The organism is Streptomyces fungicidicus (assembly GCF_003665435.1).
GTDB lineage: Bacteria > Actinomycetota > Actinomycetes > Streptomycetales > Streptomycetaceae > Streptomyces > Streptomyces fungicidicus.
In genome coordinates this window covers 4,526,086-4,543,236 of sequence record NZ_CP023407.1, presented here as the reverse complement: position 1 = coordinate 4,543,236, position 17,151 = coordinate 4,526,086, and the positions used below count along the sequence as shown (strand labels likewise).

At 72.4% G+C, this 17,151-nt stretch carries 15 protein-coding genes; 5 read left to right on the top strand and 10 right to left on the bottom strand.

Annotation, left to right across the window (positions count from 1 at the left end; all coding sequences use genetic code 11):
- Positions 1 to 87: 87 nt before the first annotated feature.
- The 10 genes from CNQ36_RS20810 to CNQ36_RS20765 are packed head-to-tail and all read right to left on the bottom strand — an operon-like array spanning position 88 to position 10,180.
- On the bottom strand, positions 88 to 1,587 hold the full coding sequence (locus CNQ36_RS20810) for an NADH-quinone oxidoreductase subunit N (RefSeq protein WP_004927465.1): 1,500 nt from the start codon (positions 1,585 to 1,587) through the stop codon (positions 88 to 90).
- A complete protein-coding gene (locus CNQ36_RS20805; RefSeq protein ID WP_121547122.1) occupies positions 1,584 to 3,158 on the bottom strand; it encodes a complex I subunit 4 family protein in 1,575 nt (524 codons plus the stop codon). The genes CNQ36_RS20810 and CNQ36_RS20805 overlap by 4 nt, the downstream gene beginning before the upstream one ends.
- Positions 3,159 to 3,164: 6 nt before the next feature.
- Positions 3,165 to 5,159, bottom strand: coding sequence for an NADH-quinone oxidoreductase subunit 5 family protein (locus tag CNQ36_RS20800; protein WP_121547121.1), 1,995 nt, complete (start codon positions 5,157 to 5,159; stop codon positions 3,165 to 3,167).
- Positions 5,156 to 5,563: an NADH-quinone oxidoreductase subunit NuoK gene (gene nuoK / locus CNQ36_RS20795; RefSeq protein ID WP_004927473.1), complete on the bottom strand. Its 408-nt coding sequence runs from the start codon at positions 5,561 to 5,563 to the stop codon at positions 5,156 to 5,158. Before nuoK ends, CNQ36_RS20800 begins: the two co-directional genes overlap by 4 nt.
- The gene (locus tag CNQ36_RS20790; protein ID WP_121547120.1) at positions 5,563 to 6,195 is read right to left on the bottom strand and encodes an NADH-quinone oxidoreductase subunit J family protein; all 633 of its coding nucleotides are present in this window, start codon (positions 6,193 to 6,195) and stop codon (positions 5,563 to 5,565) included. The genes nuoK and CNQ36_RS20790 overlap by 1 nt, the downstream gene beginning before the upstream one ends.
- The gene (locus tag CNQ36_RS20785) at positions 6,192 to 6,743 is read right to left on the bottom strand and encodes a NuoI/complex I 23 kDa subunit family protein (protein WP_004927477.1); all 552 of its coding nucleotides are present in this window, start codon (positions 6,741 to 6,743) and stop codon (positions 6,192 to 6,194) included. Before CNQ36_RS20785 ends, CNQ36_RS20790 begins: the two co-directional genes overlap by 4 nt.
- The gene (locus CNQ36_RS20780) at positions 6,743 to 7,711 is read right to left on the bottom strand and encodes a complex I subunit 1/NuoH family protein (protein WP_121547119.1); all 969 of its coding nucleotides are present in this window, start codon (positions 7,709 to 7,711) and stop codon (positions 6,743 to 6,745) included. Before CNQ36_RS20780 ends, CNQ36_RS20785 begins: the two co-directional genes overlap by 1 nt.
- Positions 7,708 to 9,183 carry an NADH-quinone oxidoreductase subunit C gene (locus tag CNQ36_RS20775; protein WP_121547118.1) on the bottom strand — a complete coding sequence of 492 codons (1,476 nt, stop codon included), beginning with the start codon at positions 9,181 to 9,183 and terminating at the stop codon, positions 7,708 to 7,710. The genes CNQ36_RS20780 and CNQ36_RS20775 overlap by 4 nt, the downstream gene beginning before the upstream one ends.
- Positions 9,180 to 9,797, bottom strand: coding sequence for an NADH-quinone oxidoreductase subunit B (locus tag CNQ36_RS20770; protein ID WP_121547117.1), 618 nt, complete (start codon positions 9,795 to 9,797; stop codon positions 9,180 to 9,182). The genes CNQ36_RS20775 and CNQ36_RS20770 overlap by 4 nt, the downstream gene beginning before the upstream one ends.
- Positions 9,788 to 10,180, bottom strand: a complete 393-nt coding sequence (locus CNQ36_RS20765; RefSeq protein ID WP_004927484.1) for an NADH-quinone oxidoreductase subunit A — start codon at positions 10,178 to 10,180, stop codon at positions 9,788 to 9,790. The genes CNQ36_RS20770 and CNQ36_RS20765 overlap by 10 nt, the downstream gene beginning before the upstream one ends.
- Before the next feature lie 231 nt (positions 10,181 to 10,411).
- On the opposite strand from CNQ36_RS20765, the gene CNQ36_RS20760 reads away from it, so the two are divergent.
- The 5 genes from CNQ36_RS20760 to CNQ36_RS20740 all read left to right on the top strand — a co-directional run bounded on the left by CNQ36_RS20760 (position 10,412) and on the right by CNQ36_RS20740 (position 17,130).
- Positions 10,412 to 11,671, top strand: coding sequence for a sensor histidine kinase (locus tag CNQ36_RS20760; RefSeq protein ID WP_206278482.1), 1,260 nt, complete (start codon positions 10,412 to 10,414; stop codon positions 11,669 to 11,671).
- A gap of 107 nt (positions 11,672 to 11,778) precedes the next feature.
- Complete coding sequence (locus CNQ36_RS20755; RefSeq protein WP_121547115.1) at positions 11,779 to 13,143, top strand: sensor histidine kinase; 1,365 nt, start codon at positions 11,779 to 11,781, stop codon at positions 13,141 to 13,143.
- Between the two features lie 214 nt (positions 13,144 to 13,357).
- On the top strand, positions 13,358 to 14,017 hold the full coding sequence (locus CNQ36_RS20750; RefSeq protein WP_276315080.1) for a response regulator transcription factor: 660 nt from the start codon (positions 13,358 to 13,360) through the stop codon (positions 14,015 to 14,017).
- Positions 14,018 to 14,150: 133 nt separating this feature from the next.
- On the top strand, positions 14,151 to 16,079 hold the full coding sequence (locus tag CNQ36_RS20745; RefSeq protein WP_121547113.1) for a 2-oxoacid:acceptor oxidoreductase subunit alpha: 1,929 nt from the start codon (positions 14,151 to 14,153) through the stop codon (positions 16,077 to 16,079).
- Positions 16,072 to 17,130: a 2-oxoacid:ferredoxin oxidoreductase subunit beta gene (locus tag CNQ36_RS20740; protein WP_121547112.1), complete on the top strand. Its 1,059-nt coding sequence runs from the start codon at positions 16,072 to 16,074 to the stop codon at positions 17,128 to 17,130. Before CNQ36_RS20745 ends, CNQ36_RS20740 begins: the two co-directional genes overlap by 8 nt.
- The last annotated feature ends 21 nt before the right edge of the window (positions 17,131 to 17,151 follow it).

Here is a 17,151-nt window from a genome sequence, read left to right as displayed (position 1 = left end):
GGTCAACGCCAGGCGAGGGGCACTAGTTCCCTTGTGCGCGCGGTGGCGCGTGTCAACCGTCCGGGTGACACGGGCCCGGAGGGCTCCTCAGAAGAGCCCGGTGCCGGTGAAGCGCAGGACCAGCTGGGGCGCGCCGGACAGGGCCACGCCGAGGACCCCGGTCAGGGCGAGCGCGGCGGTGAGGGGGGCCGGGAGCCGGTGCTTCACCGGTTCGCCCTCGGGGGCGCGGAACAGCAGGGCCGTCCACCGGAGGTAGTAGACCAGCGCGATGACGACGTTGACGGCCATGACGACGGCGAGCCAGCCCAGTCCGGCGTCGACGGCCGCGGAGAACACGGTGACCTTGGCGAAGAGGCCGATGACGCCCGGCGGGAGTCCGGCGAGGCAGAGCAGGAAGAAGCCCAGGAGGAGCGCGGTGAGGGGGCTGGAGGCGTACAGGCCGCGGTAGTCGGCGACGCGGTTGAGCCGGTGGGCGCGTCCGACGAGGGCGGCCACCGCGAACGCGCCCAGGTTCACGGCGCCGTACATGAGGGCGTAGGCGACGGTGGAGCCGACCGACTTCTCGGCGTCGCCGGAGTACGCGGCGGCGGCGATCGGCACCAGGAGGTAGCCGGCCTGGCCGACGGACGACCAGGCGAGAAGGCGTACCGCGCTGTACGCGCGCGCGGCCTGCTGCCGGAGGGCGCCGACGTTGCCGACCGTCATGGTGAGGGCGGCCAGCGCGGCGAGCGCGGGCCCCCACACGTCGGCGTACGAGGGGAGGGCGACGACGGTGACCAGGATGAGGCCGGTGAAGCCGACGGCCTTGCCGATGACCGACAGGTAGGCGGCGATCGGCAGGGGGGCGCCCACGTAGGTGTCGGGGACCCAGAAGTGGAAGGGGACGGCGGCGGTCTTGAAGGCGAAGCCGACGAGGGTGAGGACGACGCCGGTCTGGGTGAGGGTGTGGAGCTGTCCGTCGACGTTCTGGACGCGTTCGGCGATCAGGGTGAGGTGGAGGGTTCCGGTGGCGGCGTAGACGAAGCTGACGCCCAGCAGGCTGACCGCGGTGGCGGTGACGGAGGACAGGAAGAACTTCAGGGCCGCCTCGGAGGACTTCCGGTCGCCGTGCCGGAGGCCGACGAGGGCGAAGGCGGGCAGGGAGGCGACCTCCAGGGCGACGATCAGTGTGGCGAGGTCGCGGGAGGCGGGCAGCAGGGCGGCGCCGGCCGCGGAGGAGAGGAACAGGAACCAGTACTCGCCCTCGGGCAGCCGTTTCGCCTCGTCTTTCAGGGCGGTGACCGACAGGAGGGCGGTCAGCAGGGCGCCGCCGAGCACCAGGAACTGGATGACGAGGGTGAAGCGGTCCGCGGTGTAGCTGCACACGCCGGTGTCGCCGACGAGGCAGAAGGTGCCGCGGTCGGCGTCGAGGAGGGGCAGCAGCATGAGCGTGGCGGCGGCCAGTCCGGCCACGGAGAGCCAGCCGAGGAGCGGCTTCCTGGACTCGCCGACGAACAGGTCGGCGACGAGGACGACGAGTCCGACGACGGCCGTGATGGTGGGCGGCGCGATGGCCAGCCAGTCGACGGACTGGACCAGGGAGCTCATCGGGTGCCTCCTGCGAGGAGCTGCTGCACGACCGGGTCGGTCAGCCGGAGGAGGGCCCCCGGCCACAGCCCGGCGACGACGGTGAGGACGACGAGCGGGGTCCAGGCGGCGAACTCGTAGGAGCGCACGTCGGTGAGTTTCGGGGCGTCCTGGGGTACGGCGCCCATGCAGACCCTGCGGACCACGATCAGCAGGTACGCGGCCGTCAGCAGGGTGCCGAAGGCGCCGATGGCCATGAAGGTGAGGAAGGCGGGCCTGCTGAGGCCGGCGCCGGGTGCGAAGGCGCCGAACAGCGCCAGCATCTCGCCCCAGAAACCGGCGAGTCCGGGCAGGCCGAGGGAGGCGACGGCGGCGAAGGCGAGCAGGCCGCCGAGGCGGGGCGCCTTGCCGTAGAGGGCGGCGCCGGTCTCCTTGGCGAGGGTGTCGAGGTCGGTGCTGCCGGTGCGGTCCTTCAGGCCGCCGACCAGGAAGAAGAGCAGGCCGGTGATGAGGCCGTGGGCGATGTTGGCGAACAGGGCGCCGTTGACTCCGGTCGGGGTCATGGTCGCGATGCCGAGGAGGACGAAGCCCATGTGGCCGACGGAGGAGTAGGCGATGAGGCGTTTCAGGTCGCCGTTCGCGCCCCGCTTGGCGAGGGCCAGGCAGGCGAGGGAGCCGTAGATGACGCCGACGACGGCGAAGGCCGCGAGGTAGGGCGCGAAGGTGCGGAAGCCGTCCGGGGCGGCGGGCAGCAGGATGCGGACGAAGCCGTAGGTGCCCATCTTCAGCAGGACGCCCGCCAGCAGGACCGAGCCGACGGTCGGCGCGGCGGTGTGGGCGTCGGGCAGCCAGCTGTGCAGCGGCCACATCGGGGTCTTGACCGCGAGCCCGAGCCCGATCGCCAGAACGGCGACGACCTGCACGGACACGGTCAGTGACCGGCCGTTGTCAGTGGCGAGTGCCACCATGTCGAATGTGCCCGCCTTGATACCGATCAGGAGCAGGCCGAGCAGCATGACCACGGAGCCGAGCAGTGTGTAGAGGATGAACTTCCAGGCGGCTCCGGCACGGCCCTCGCCGCCCCAGCGGGCGATGAGGAAGTACATCGGGATGAGGACCGTCTCGAAGGCGAGGAAGAAGAGGATCAGGTCGAGGACGGCGAAGGTCGCCAGGGTGCCGGACTCGAGGACGAGCAGCAGGGCGACGAAGGCCTTCGGGGACGGGCCCGCGGGCGGCTTGAAGTACGAGTAGAGGGCGCTGAGGAAGGTCAGCAGCGCGGTCAGGACCAGAAGGGGGAGGGAGATGCCGTCGGTGCCGAGGTGGATGCGCACGCCGAGTGCGGGGATCCAGCTGATGTCGGTCGTGGCCTGCATCTTCGACGGCTGGTCGTGGTCGAAGCCGAGCGCGAGGACGATCGCCGCGACGAGGATCGCGCCGGTGACGGTGACACCGTGGCGGAGCACGGCCTGCTCGGGTGACTTCCCCTTCAGTCCGGGCGGGGCCGGCAGGAGGGCGGCGGCCGCACCGAGGAGCGGTCCGACGACGAGAAACGCCAGAAGGAACTGCATCACGGACTCGTTGATATCGATCACGCCTGCTCACGCTCCCGTGGCGACGAGGACGGCGGCGACCGCGAGGACGACGGTGCCGGCGAGCAGCGCGCTCACATAGGTCTGCACATTGCCGGTCTGGGCCCGTCGTACGGCGGCGCCGAGCCGGCGGGGCAGCGCGCCCGCGCCGCGTACGTAGGTCTCGACGACCTCGCGGTCGAGGAACCGCACGAGGTTCGCGCCGGCCCGGACCGGGCGGACGAAGAGGGCCGTGTACACGGCGTCCAGGTGGAAGCCGGCCGCCGCGGGGCGGTGCAGCGGGCCGAGCAGCAGCCGTCCGGGGTCCGACGGATCGGGTGCGTACGCGATGTCGCCGTAGGCCGGTGCGTGGCTGGCGATGGCCTCCGCCTCGACCAGTCCGGCGTCGCCCTCGGGATGGGCGGCCACGGCGCCGAGAGGGACGCGGGCGGCGTGGGCGGTGGTGTGCCGCCAGGTGGCGTAGGTGACGATGCCGCCGACCAGGGCCACGCCCGTGCCGAGCACGGAGGTGGTGAGGGTCGGGGTCAGGTCGTGGCCGTCGAACCAGTCGGGCAGGACGCGGAAGGCGAAGCCGCCGAGCGCGAGGGACGGTACGGCGAGCACCCACAGCACGGCGGTCATCGTCAGCGGCTGCCTGCCGTGGTCGGGGGCCTCGGGTCCCTCTCCGCGGAAGGCCAGCAGCCACAGGCGCGTCGCGTAGGCGGCGGTGAGCAGGGCCGTGACCAGGCCGGCGAGGAGGACGATCCAGCCCGCCGCGGCGGGGGCGTGTTCGGTGTGGCCGGTGACGACGTGTTCGGCGACGCCGAGGACGGCCTCCTTGGAGAAAAAGCCGCTGAACGGCGGGATCGCGGCGAGCGCGAGGAGCGCCACGGTCATCGTCCAGTAGGCGTCGGGGACCCGGTCCCGCAGGTGGCCCATGCGGGACATGGCGGCCAGCGAGTTGGTGCCGGCGGCGTGGATGATCACGCCGGCGGCGAGGAAGAGCAGCGCCTTGAAGGCGCCGTGGGAGAGGAGGTGGAAGACGGCGGCGCCGCGGTCGGCGACGGCGAGGGCGCCGGTCATGTAGCCGAGCTGGCCGATCGTCGAGTAGGCGAGGACGCGTTTGATGTCGTCCTGGGCGAGCGCGGCGAGCGCGGAGCCGGTCATGGTCACGGCGGCCATGACGGCGAGGACGGTCATCGCGGCCTGCGAGGCCTCGAAGAGCGGGAGGAGACGGGCGACGAAGTAGACGCCGGCCGCGACCATGGTGGCGGCGTGGATGAGCGCGGAGACGGGGGTGGGGCCCGCCATCGCGTCGGGGAGCCAGGTGTGCAGCGGGAACTGCGCCGACTTGCCCGCCACGCCCGCCAGGAGCAGCAGGCAGATCAGCGTGGGGTGTTCGATGCCGCCGTCGGCCACGGCGCCGAGGATCCGGGTGACGCGGAAGGACCCGGCGTCGGTGGCGAGGGCGAACAGGCCGATGAGGAAGGGGACGTCGCCGAGCTTGGTGACCAGGAAGGCCTTGAGGGAGGCGGCGCGGGCCTCGGGGGTCTCCCAGTAGTGGCCGACGAGGAAGTAGGAGCAGATGCCCATGACTTCCCAGCCGACCAGCAGGACCATCAGGTCGCCTGAGTAGACGACCAGGAGCATGGCGGAGGTGAACAGGGAGACCAGGGCGGCGTAGGAGGGGTAGCGCGGGTCGTCGCGCAGGTAGCCCGTCGAGTAGATCTGCACGCAGGCGGCGACGACGGTGACCAGGACGGCGGTGAGCGCGGCGAAGCCGTCGACGTACAGGGCGAGCTCGACGGGGACCGAGCCGGTGGGCGTGAGTTCGGTGGCGGCGTCGACGGCCTGGCCTCCGCCCTGGCGCCAGGCGACCGTGGCGGCCAGCGCGAGGGAGGCGAGGGTCGGCAGGACGGCGAGCGGGCGCACGAAGCCGGGGGCGGTGCGGCCGAGGAGCAGTCCGGCGAGCGCGCCGAGGAACGGAAGGAGGGGGACGAGGACGGCGAGGGTGGTCGTGGTCACGCGGTGGCCTCAGCCTTCTCGCCGGCCGTCTGGGGCGCGGGGAGTGCGCGGCCGGTGGCGTCGCTGTCGGGGCCGTCGGGCTCGTGTCCTTCGGCGGTGTCGCGGAGCTTGTCGATGTCCGAGGTGCCGCGGTTGCGGTACACGGCGAGGACGATCGCCAGGCCGATGCCGATCTCGGCGGCGGCGATGGCGATGGTGAACAGGGCGAGGGCCTGACCGGAGTGCAGGGTCTCCTCGGCGGTCCGGCTGAGCCAGACGTCGAAGGCGACGAGGTTCAGGTTGACGGCGTTGAGCATCAGCTCGACCGACATCAGGACGAGGATCGCGTTGCGGCGGGCGAGGACGCCGTACAGGCCGGTGCAGAAGAGGAGAGCGGACAGCACGGCGGGATAGGCGAGGTGCATCAGCGGGCCCCTTCCGTGTCGCGGCGGGTGCCGGTCGCGCCGGCCGCGGCGCCGGCCTTGGCCCTGCGGGACAGGACGATCGCGCCGACGAGGGCGGCGAGGAGGAGGACGGAGAGGGCCTCGAAGGGGAGGACCCAGTGCTGGAAGAGGCTCGCGCCGGTGACCTCGGTGGAGCCGGCGGGGGCGCCGTCGAGGTCGATCCAGGTGGTGCGGAAGGCGTCGACGACGACCCAGACGAGGGCGCCCGCGGCGGCGACGGCGACGGCGAGCGCGACCCAGCGGTTGCCGGAGTCGGCGTCCGGGGAGCGGCCGATGGGGGCTCGGGTGAGCATCAGTCCGAACAGGAGGAGCACGACGACGGAACCGACGTAGATGAGGACCTGCACCCAGGCGATGAACTCGGCGGTGAGCAGGAGGTATTCGACGGCGAGGCCGCCGAGGGCCACCACCAGCCACAGGGCGGCGTGCACCAGCTGCCGGGTGGTGACGGTGATGACGGCGGCCCCGAAGGTGACCAGTCCGACGAGGAGGAAGGCGATCTCCACGCCGGTCGGGGAGAGGAAGCCGTGCGCCTCGGCGGCGGTGGTGGTCGTGGCGTGCGCGGCCGTCGCCACGGCTGCGGAGGGGGTCACGACTCCTCCTGCTGCGGTTCGGCCCGGGCGGCTGCGAGCTTGTCGGCGGTCTTGCGGGCGGCGGCGAGTTCCTTCGGCTCCTCGGCGCCGGGGTCGAGGGCGGGCGGGGCCGGCACGGTCCACATCCACTCGCGGAGCTTGTCCCGCTCATGGGTGAGGTCGCGGATGTCGGTCTCGGCGTACTCGAACTCCGGGGACCAGAAGAGGGCGTCGAAGGGGCACACCTCGATGCAGATGCCGCAGTACATGCAGAGGGAGAAGTCGATGGCGAACCGGTCGAGGACGTTGCGGCTGCGGTCGCGGCCGCCGGGGGCCGCGGCGGGGACCGTCTCCTTGTGGGAGTCGATGTAGATGCACCAGTCCGGGCACTCGCGGGCGCAGAGCATGCAGACCGTGCAGTTCTCCTCGAACAGGCCGATCACACCACGGGTGCGGGGCGGCAGGTCGGGCTGGGTGTCCGGGTACGGGGCGGTGACGGACTTCTTCGTCATCGTCCGCAGGGTGACGGCCAGGCCCTTGGCCAGACCGGAGCCGGGGATCGGGGCCACTAGAGGAACACCACCTTGACGACGCCGGTGAGGGCGATCTGGGCGAGGGAGAGGGGGACGAGGAGGGTCCAGGAGAACTTCTGGAGCTGGTCCTCGCGCAGGCGGGGATAGGTGACGCGGAGCCAGATGACGACGAAGGCGAGGACCGCGGTCTTCAGCAGGGTCCAGACCCAGCCGAGTCCGTCGGCGCCCCAGGGGCCGTGCCAGCCGCCCAGGAAGAGGACGGTGGTCAGGCCGCACAGGACGACGATCCCGGCGTACTCGGCGAGGAGGAAGAGAGCGAAGCGCAGGCCGGTGTACTCGGTGTACGCGCCGAAGATGATTTCCGAGTCGGCGACCGGCATGTCGAAGGGCGGGCGCTGGAGTTCGGCGAGGCCCGCGACGAAGAAGACGAGCGCGCCGGTGATCTGCCAGGGCAGCCACCACCACTCGAAGGCGTCGAGGATGCCGACGAGGGAGACCGTGCCGGCCGCCATCGCCACCGAGGCGGCGGTGAGCAGCATCGGGAGTTCGTAGGCGAGGAGCTGGGCGGCGGTGCGCAGGCCGCCGAGGAGGGAGAACTTGTTGGCGGAGGCCCACCCGGCCATGAGCGAGCCGAGGACGCCGACGCCCATGACGGCGAGGACGAAGAACACACCGGCGTCCAGCACCTGGCCGACCGCGCCCTCGCCGGGGCCGATCGGGATGGCGAGCAGCACGAGGAGGTAGGGCAGGAGAGCGACGGCGGGGGCGAGCTGGAAGACACGGCGGTCCGCGCCGGCCGGGACGACGTCCTCCTTCTGCGCGAACTTCACGCCGTCGGCGACGAGCTGGGCCCAGCCGTGGAAGCCGCCGGCGTACATCGGGCCGAGGCGGCCCTGCATGTGGGCCATCACCTTGTGCTCGGTCTGACCGACTATCAGGGGAAAGGTGAGGAAGACGGCGAACACGACCAGGAGTCGCAGGGCGACGTCGAGCACGTCGTTCACCGCCGGCCTCCTGAGGGGTCTTCGTCTTCGTCTTCTTCGGGGGTGGGGCTGTCCGGGCCGCCGTTTCCGGTCTCCGGGCCGGGTCCGGGAGCCGGTGCCGCGTCGGCCCCGCCGTCCGGTTCCGGCTCGGTGCCGTCCTCGGCTTCGGCGCCCTCGAAGGCGGGGCGCGCGTGGTGCCAGGGGGCGTCCGGGCTGCGGGGGCCGGCGGAGGGCTTGCGGTCCCGGCGGTCCTCGGCGGGGGTGGACTCGTCGCCGGGTGTCGCGGGGGCGGCAGAGGTCTCGGGCCCGCCCGACCGACTGGCGGCACCGTCCGCCGCCGCACCGGTCTCGGGCTGGGCGGGGGGCTGGGGCGCGCCCCGCTGGCTCGCCGAGCCCTCCCCCGCCGTCCGACTCCGGCGCGGACGGGGCGCGGGCTCGGCGGGAGCACCCGCCGCGGGTCCTTGGCTCGCGGGGCCCTCCGCCGCCGCACCCGTCTCGGGCCGAGCGGACGCGCCCGACTGGCTCGCCGAGCCCTCCGCCGCCGTGCGACTGCGGCGCGGACGGGACGCGGGCTCACCGGGTGCACCAGCCGCGGGCGGTGTGGAGGCCTCGGGCGCGCTCGACTGGCTTGCCGAGCCCTCCGCCGCCGTGCGGCTCCGGCGCGGACGGGGTCCGGGCTCGGCAGGAGCAGCGGCCTCGGGCTGAGCGGACGCATCGGGCGCGCTCGACTGGCTTGCGGAGCCCTCCGCCGCCGTGCGGCTGCGGCGCGGACGGGGCGTGGGCTCGGCGGGAGTGCCGGTCGGGGGTGTGGCCGGCTGGCTTGCCGAGCCCTCTCCGGCTGTGCGGGTGCGGCGGGGGCGGTCTGCCGGGGGGCGGGCCGCGGCCCGGGCCGGGCGGGAGGGGGCCGGGGGGAGCTGGCCCTTGAGGGGGCCCCATTCGTTCGGGTCGGGGACGCCGGGGGGCAGCATCTGGCGGCGCTTCGGGCCGCCGTGCGCCGCGCCCGCCGCCGGCTCCCCGGGTTCCTTCGCGCCGGGCCAGGCCTTGGCGACCCGGGCGGCGAGGACGAAGTCCTTGCGCAGCGGGTGGCCCTCGAAGTTGTCCGGCAGGAGGAGGTGGTCCAGGCCGGGATGGCCCGTGAAGCCGACGCCGAACATCTCGTGCGTCTCGCGTTCGTGCCAGGCGGCGCCCGCGTAGACGTCCACGGCGGAGGGCAGCACCGGGGCCTCGTGCGGCACCGTGGTGCGCAGCAGCAGACGCCGCACGGGAGCCAGCGCCACGACGTGCGCGGTGACGCGGAACCCGGTGCCGGGTTCGTCGACCGCGCTGAGCCAGTCGAAGTAGGTGCAGCCGAGGCGGTCGCGCGCGGCCTCCAGGGCGGGGATCCAGGAGCCGGGCGGTACGTCGACGGTCAGGACGCCGTACGACTCCTCCGCCGTGGCGTCCTCGCCGAAGAGTTCCCCGGCGCCGGCGGGGAGCCAGCCCACCGCGGTCATCGGTCCTCCCCCTCGCCGGCCGGCGCCGGCGGCCGGACCAGCCCGCTCTGCAGCGCCGCCGCCGAGGGCCGCGCGCCGCCGCCGGAGCCGTACCGCTCCCCCAGCGACTCCCGGGCGATCTTCTCCTGGAGCTTCAGGATGCCCTGGAGCAGCGCCTCGGGCCGGGGCGGGCAGCCGGGGACGTAGACGTCGACCGGGATGATCTGGTCGACGCCCTTGGTGACGGAGTAGGAGTCCCAGTACGGGCCGCCGCAGTTGCTGCACGCGCCGAAGGAGATGACGTACTTAGGCTCGGGCATCTGCTCGTACAGGCGCTTCACCGCGGGCGCCATCTTGTCCGTGACCGTGCCGGAGACGACCATCAGGTCGGCCTGGCGGGGGCCCGGCGCGAACGGGATGACGCCGAGGCGGATGAAGTCGTGCCGGGCCATCGACGCGGCGATGAACTCGATCGCGCAGCAGGCGAGGCCGAAGTTGAAGACCCACAGCGAGTAGCGGCGGCCCCAGTTGAGGACCACCTTCATCGGCTCGGGAGCCAGCCGGGCGAGCGCACCGAGCCGCTTCGGTTCCGGAAGCGGGACGGGCCCGGCCGCGGCGGCAGGGTTCACGTCCATGTCAGGACGCCCTTCTTGTATGCGTACAGCAGTCCCACGGCGAGGAAGCCGAGGAAGATGAACATCTCCACGAGGGTGGTCGCGCCGTAGCCGTCGGCGGCGAAGACGGTCGCCCAGGGGAAGAGGAAGATCGAGTCGACCGCGAAGATCACGTAGAGGAAGGCGTAGACGTAGTAGCGGACCTGGGTGTGGGCCCAGCCCTCGCCGACGGGGTCGACTCCGCACTCGTACGTCATGAGCTTCTCGGGGGTGGGGACCACGGGCCGCAGCAGCCGTCCCGCCCCGAAGGCGACGGCGACGAACAGCAGGCCGACGACGGCGAGCAGTCCGACGACCGAGTAGGACTGGAAGTAGTCCGCCGCGACGACGGTCGGTTCCCGCACGTCCGCCCCTCACTCCTCTGATCGGCGCCCTGGCCGGTGACTGTGCCGTGCCCTTGGGCCGTGCCGGTGAACGCCACGGTCCGACGATCCGTACGCACGGGAGTCTAGGCCCTGACAAGGGCACGGTAAGCAGCCCGTCACGGCTCCGGCCAGAGGGGTGGGGTTTTCCTCAGTGCGGCTTGGCGGTCCGCCTCATGGCGCGGACCCCCGGCTCCGGGCACGCTACTGCCCATGACCGAACCATTCCCGCATCCGGGCACACCCACCACGGCGGTCCCGGGACCGGCCGGGGGCGGCGACCGCCCGCCGCCGGCCCGCTTCGCGTACGACGTGCACACCTGGAAGGAGATCGCCCATCTCCTGACGAACCTGCCGGTTTCCCTGGTCGGCTTCGTCTACACGGTGACCATGCTGTTCACCGGTGTCGGGCTGACCGTCACGGTGGTCGGGTTCCCGCTGCTCGCGCTGGGGCTGGCGGGTTCGCGGGTGCTGGGCAGGCTGGAGCGGGCGCGGGCGCGGAAGCTGCTCGGGGTGCGGGTGGAGGAGCCGAGCCGGCTGCCGGTGCGCGGTTCCGGCGGGTTCCTGCCGCGGCTGTGGATGGCGGTCAAGGACCCGGTGGGCTGGCGCACGGTCCTCTACGAGCTGATACGGCTGCCGTGGGGCGTCCTCACCTTCACCGTCACGCTGACCGGTCTGTTCGTGCTGTGGCCGGTGCTGCCGTTCGTCGTGCGGGGCCTGGCCAACGCGGACCGGGCGATGGTGCGCGGACTGCTGTCGCCCTCCGACGAGCTGGAGCGGCGCATCGCCGAGCTGGAGTCGGACCGCGGGGTGGTGGTCGACACGGCGGCGGCGGACCTGCGGCGCATCGAGCGCGATCTGCACGACGGGGCGCAGGCCCGGCTGGTCAATCTGGCGATGGGGCTGGGCCTGGCCAAGGAGAAGCTGCTGGAGGATCCCGACGCCGCGGCGTCGATGGTCGAGGAGGCGCACGGCGAGGTGAAGCTGGCGCTGCAGGAGCTGCGGGACCTGGCCCGGGGCATCCACCCCGCGGTGCTGACCGACCGGGGCCTGGACGCCGCCCTGTCCTCGGTCTCCTCGCGCTGCACGGTGCCGGTGAAGGTGACGGTCGACCTGGACGAGCGGCCGGCCGCCGCCATCGAGGGCATCGCCTACTTCACGGTCTCGGAGCTGCTGCAGAACGTCAGCAAGCACAGCCGTGCCCGGTCGGCTGCGGTGGACGTGTGGCGGTCGGACAGCCGTCTGTTCATCCAGGTGTGGGACGACGGACGCGGGGGCGCGAGCCTGGACCGCGGGACGGGTATGCGGGGCCTCGCCGACCGGCTGGGCGCGGTGGACGGGATGTTCGTCGTGGAGTCGCCGGAGGGCGGTCCGACGACGGTGACGGCGGAGCTGCCGTGGCGGGACCGTTCCCTCGACGGCGCGGGGGACCCGCCCGGCGCCGGACGGGCGTCCGTCCGCGGCCGGAGGTAGGGAAAACCCCCCGTCCAAGACTGCGACGGCCTCCATGGTCCGCCGACCTGCGACGGAGCAGTCTGGAGGTACGACAGCACAGCCGCCGGACGAGGAGAGGGACGTCGATGGCCACGGAGTACGGACAGGGCCCGGGGCTCCCCGCGGACACGGGACACCCCGGGTACGCGGGGGAACGGCGGCACCGGATGCCGGCGGCGCTGCGGGCGCCGGTCGAGGGGCGCACCTGGCGGGAGCTGGGGTACGTGCTGCTGAGCCTGCCGATCAGCATCCTGCTGTTCACCTACGCGGTCACGATGGTGTCGCTCGGGGCGGGCCTGCTGGTGACGTTCCTCGGCGTCCCGGTGCTCGCGGCGGCGCTCGCCGGTTGCCGCGGGTTCGGTGCGCTGGAGCGGGCGCGGGCGCGGGGGCTGCTGGGTCTGGGGGTGGGTGAGCCGGATCCGCTGCGGATGAAGCGGCAGGGCTTCATGGCCTGGACCGGGGCCGTGCTGAAGAGCGGCGCCTCCTGGCGGGCGCTGCTGTACGCGGTGCTGCAGCTGCCGTGGGCGGTGCTCTCCTTCGCGGTCACCGTGACGCTCTGGTCGGTGGGCTGGTCGCTGGTGACGTACCCGCTGTGGTTCTGGGTGCTGCCGATGTACGCCGGGCAGGCCGGCATACAGCTGTACGGCGACGAGCACCACCAGATCTATCTGGACAACCCGTTCGAGATCGCGGTGACCGCGGGGGTGGGTCTGCTGTTCACGCTCGCCACTCCGTGGATCGTGCGGGCGCTGACGACGGTGGACCGGGTGATGGTGCACGGGCTGCTCGGGCCGTCCCGGCTGGCCACGCGGGTGGTGGAGCTGGAGTCGGACCGCGGGGTGGTGGTGGACACGGCGGCGGCGGACCTGCGGCGCATCGAGCGCGATCTGCACGACGGGGCGCAGGCCCGGCTGGTGGCGCTGGCCATGGATCTGGGGCTGGCGAAGGAGAAGCTGCGGGAGGACCCGCGGGCCGCGGCGCAGATGGTGGACGAGGCGCACGGCGAGGTGAAGACGGCGCTGCAGGAGCTGCGGGACCTGGCCCGGGGCATCCACCCGGCGGTGCTGACCGACCGGGGTCTGGACGCGGCGCTGTCGGCGGTGGCCTCCCGGTGCACGGTGCCGGTCCGGGTGGAGGTGGACCTGACCGAGCGGCCCGCGCCGGCCATCGAGGGCATCGCCTACTTCACGGTGTCGGAGCTGCTGCAGAACATCAGCAAGCACGCGCGGGCGACCTCGGCGGCCGTGGAGGTGTGGCGGACGGAGAACCGGCTGATGCTCCAGGTCGTGGACAACGGCGTGGGCGGCGCCGAGGTGTCCGGGGGTTCCGGACTGGCGGGTCTGGCCGAGCGGCTGGACGCGGTCGACGGGATCCTGGTGGTGGACTCCCCGGCGGGCGGCCCGACCCGGGTGACCGCCGAGCTGCCGTGGCGGGTGGAGCGGACCCGGTAGCGGGGCGGCCGGGAGCGGCGGAAGGGGCGGCGGGTGCGGGCCAGGGGCCCGCACCCGCCGCTCGGGCGGTGTCTCCCGGCTTCCCGGCACCCGCGGATCGCGGTGCCCCGCCACGTCCCGCGCCGGATGCTGGAATGCTGGACCCGTCGACCGGGGCCGCCACGGGGGCGGGTGCGGATCAGGGGCATGGGGGCCGAGGAACGTGGAGGACAGGGTGCGGGTGGTCATCGCCGAGGATTCGGTGCTGCTGCGGGAGGGCCTGACCCGGCTGCTGACCGACCGGGGGCACGACGTCGTGGCCGGTGTCGGGGACGGGGACGCGCTGATCAAGACGATCACCGAACTGGCCGGGGAGAACCTGCTGCCGGACGTGGTGGTGGCCGATGTGCGGATGCCGCCGACGCACACGGACGAGGGGGTGCGGGCCGCGGTGCAGCTGCGCAAGTCGCATCCGGGTGTCGGGGTGCTGGTGCTGTCGCAGTACGTGGAGGAGCGCTACGCCACGGAGCTGCTCGCCGGTTCCAGCCGCGGGGTCGGCTATCTGCTCAAGGACCGGGTGGCCGAGGTCCGTGAGTTCGTGGACGCGGTGGTGCGCGTGGCCCAGGGGGGTACGGCCCTGGACCCGGAGGTGGTCGCGCAGCTGCTGGGGCGCAGCCGCAAGCAGGACGTGCTCGCGGGGCTCACCCCGCGGGAGCGGGAGGTGCTGGGGCTGATGGCCGAGGGGCGGACGAACTCGGCGATCGCCAGGCAGCTGGTGGTCAGCGACGGCGCCGTGGAGAAGCACGTCAGCAACATCTTCCTGAAGCTGGGGCTGTCCCCCAGCGACGGCGATCACCGGCGGGTCCTGGCGGTCCTCACCTACCTCAACTCCTGAGCGGGACGTCCCCGAAAGTCGTGTCCAACATACGAATGACCCAAGGAAGGCGACCCTTACGGACGTAGGGTTTATCCGGGGAAGGCCTGCGGGAAGGCCGTCCCGGACAGCCGCCTCGAGGAGGTCCAGTTCAGTGACCAGCCAGGTCAGCAGCACTGCGGAGCAGGCCGACGGAGCAGTCGTGGGAGAGCAGCGCACAGCGGCGGGGCCGAAGGACGTCCGCCGGCTCGACCGAGTGATCATCAGGTTCGCGGGGGACTCCGGTGACGGGATGCAGCTCACCGGTGACCGTTTCACGTCGGAGACCGCGTCCTTCGGCAACGACCTCTCCACGCTGCCGAACTTCCCCGCCGAGATCCGCGCGCCCGCCGGCACCCTGCCCGGGGTGTCGTCCTTCCAGCTCCACTTCGCCGACCACGACATCCTCACCCCCGGCGACGCGCCGAACGTGCTGGTGGCGATGAACCCGGCCGCGCTGAAGGCCAACATCGGCGACCTGCCGCGCGGCGCGGAGATCATCGTCAACACCGACGAGTTCACCAAGCGGGCGATGCAGAAGGTCGGCTACGACAGCAGCCCCCTGGAGGACGGCTCCCTCGACGGCTACCACCTGCACCCGGTGCCGCTGACCACGCTGACCGTCGAGGCGCTCAAGGAGTTCGACCTCAGCCGCAAGGAGGCCGAACGCAGCAAGAACATGTTCGCGCTGGGCCTGCTGAGCTGGATGTACCACCGGCCCACCGAGGGCACCGAGAAGTTCCTGCGGACGAAGTTCGCCAAGAAGCCGGACATCGCGGCCGCCAACATCGCGGCGTTCCGCGCGGGCTGGAACTTCGGTGAGACGACGGAAGACTTCGCCGTCTCCTACGAGGTGGCCCCCGCGGCGAAGGCGTTCCCGCCCGGCGTCTACCGGAACATCTCGGGGAACCTGGCGCTGTCCTACGGGCTGGTCGCGGCGTCCCGTCAGGCGGACCTGCCGCTCTACCTGGGCTCGTACCCGATCACCCCGGCCTCGGACATCCTGCACGAGCTGAGCCGGCACAAGAACTTCGGTGTGCGGACCTTCCAGGCCGAGGACGAGATCGCCGGCATCGGAGCCGCGCTGGGCGCCGCCTTCGGCGGATCCCTCGCGGTGACCACCACCTCCGGCCCCGGTGTGGCGCTGAAGTCCGAGACGATCGGGCTCGCCGTCTCCCTGGAACTGCCGCTGCTGGTCGTGGACATCCAGCGCGGCGGCCCCTCGACCGGCCTGCCCACCAAGACCGAGCAGGCCGACCTGCTCCAGGCGATGTACGGCCGCAACGGCGAGGCACCGGTCCCGGTGATCGCGCCGCGCACCCCGGCCGACTGCTTCGACGCCGCGCTCGAAGCCGCCCGCATCGCGCTGACCTACCGCACCCCCGTCTTCCTCCTCTCCGACGGCTACCTCGCCAACGGCAGCGAGCCCTGGCGCGTACCGGACCCGGAGGAGCTGCCGGACCTGAGGGTGCAGTTCGCCCAGGGACCGAACCACGCGCTGGCCGACGGCACCGAAGTCTTCTGGCCCTACAAGCGTGACCCGCGGACGCTGGCCCGCCCCTGGGCGATCCCGGGGACCCCGGGTCTGGAGCACCGCATCGGCGGCATCGAGAAGCAGGACGGCACGGGCAACATCTCCTACGACCCCGCCAACCACGACTTCATGGTCCGCACCCGGCAGGCCAAGATCGACGGCATCGACGTGCCCGACATCGAGGTCGACGACCCGCACGGCGCGCGGACACTCGTCCTGGGCTGGGGATCGACCTACGGACCGATCACGGCGGCCGTGCGCCGCATCCGCAAGGAGGGCGGCCGGATCGCCCAGGCCCACCTGCGCCACCTCAACCCCTTCCCGCACAACCTGGGTACGGTCCTCGCGGCGTACGACAAGGTGGTGGTCCCGGAGATGAACCTCGGCCAGCTCGCCACCCTGATCCGGGCGAAGTACCTGGTCGACGCCCGCTCGTACAACCAGGTCAACGGCATGCCGTTCAAGGCGGAGCAGCTCGCCACGGCGCTCAAGGAGGCCCTCAATGACTGACGCCAACGCGCTGCTCCAGCTTGTGCCCCGGGCCGAGGGCAAGCAGTCGATGAAGGACTTCAAGTCCGACCAGGAAGTGCGCTGGTGCCCCGGGTGCGGTGACTACGCGGTCCTGGCCGCCGTGCAGGGCTTCATGCCCCAGCTCGGCCTCGCCCGCGAGAACATCGTCTTCGTCTCCGGCATCGGCTGCTCCTCCCGCTTCCCGTACTACATGAACACCTACGGGATGCACTCCATCCACGGCCGCGCCCCCGCCATCGCCACCGGACTGGCCACCTCGCGGCGCGACCTGTCCGTCTGGGTCGTCACCGGCGACGGCGACGCCCTCTCCATCGGCGGCAACCACCTCATCCACGCCCTGCGCCGCAACGTCAACCTCAAGATCCTGCTCTTCAACAACCGGATCTACGGCCTCACCAAGGGCCAGTACTCCCCCACCTCCGAAGTCGGCAAGATCACCAAGTCGACACCGATGGGCTCGCTGGACGCGCCCTTCAACCCGGTGTCGCTTGCGATCGGCGCGGAGGCGTCCTTCGTGGCCCGCACCGTCGACTCCGACCGCAAGCACCTCACCGAGGTGCTGCGCCAGGCGGCCGACCACCCCGGCACGGCGCTGGTGGAGATCTACCAGAACTGCAACATCTTCAACGACGGCGCCTTCGACGTCCTCAAGGACCGGCAGCAGGCGGAGGAGGCCGTGATCCGTCTGGAGCACGGTGAGCCGGTCCGCTTCGGCGCCGACGGATCCAAGGGCGTCGTACGCGACCGGGCCACCGGTGACCTGAGGGTCGTCACCGTGACGGCGGACAATCAGGCCGACATCCTCGTCCACGACGCCCACGCCACCTCACCGACCACCGCGTTCGCGCTGTCCCGGCTCGCCGACCCGAACACCCTGCACAACACCCCGATCGGCGTCTTCCGCTCCGTCGACCGGCCCGTCTACGACACCCTCATGGCCGACCAGCTCGACACCGCCGTCGAGCAGCACGGCAAGGGCGACCTCGCCGCCCTCCTCACCGGCGCCGACACCTGGACCGTCGTCGGCTGAACCCCGTCGCAGGTCGTACGA

Coding starts and splice junctions, on each gene's coding strand:
- CNQ36_RS20810 (WP_004927465.1), bottom strand. CDS start 1,587: ATGAGCTCCCTGGTCCAGTCCGTCGACTGGCTGGCCATCGCGCCGCCC.
- nuoK (WP_004927473.1), bottom strand. CDS start 5,563: ATGCACCTCGCCTATCCCGCCGTGCTGTCCGCTCTCCTCTTCTGCACC.
- CNQ36_RS20775 (WP_121547118.1), bottom strand. CDS start 9,183: ATGACCGCGGTGGGCTGGCTCCCCGCCGGCGCCGGGGAACTCTTCGGC.
- CNQ36_RS20770 (WP_121547117.1), bottom strand. CDS start 9,797: ATGGACGTGAACCCTGCCGCCGCGGCCGGGCCCGTCCCGCTTCCGGAA.
- CNQ36_RS20760 (WP_206278482.1), top strand. CDS start 10,412: ATGACCGAACCATTCCCGCATCCGGGCACACCCACCACGGCGGTCCCG.
- CNQ36_RS20755 (WP_121547115.1), top strand. CDS start 11,779: ATGGCCACGGAGTACGGACAGGGCCCGGGGCTCCCCGCGGACACGGGA.
- CNQ36_RS20740 (WP_121547112.1), top strand. CDS start 16,072: ATGACTGACGCCAACGCGCTGCTCCAGCTTGTGCCCCGGGCCGAGGGC.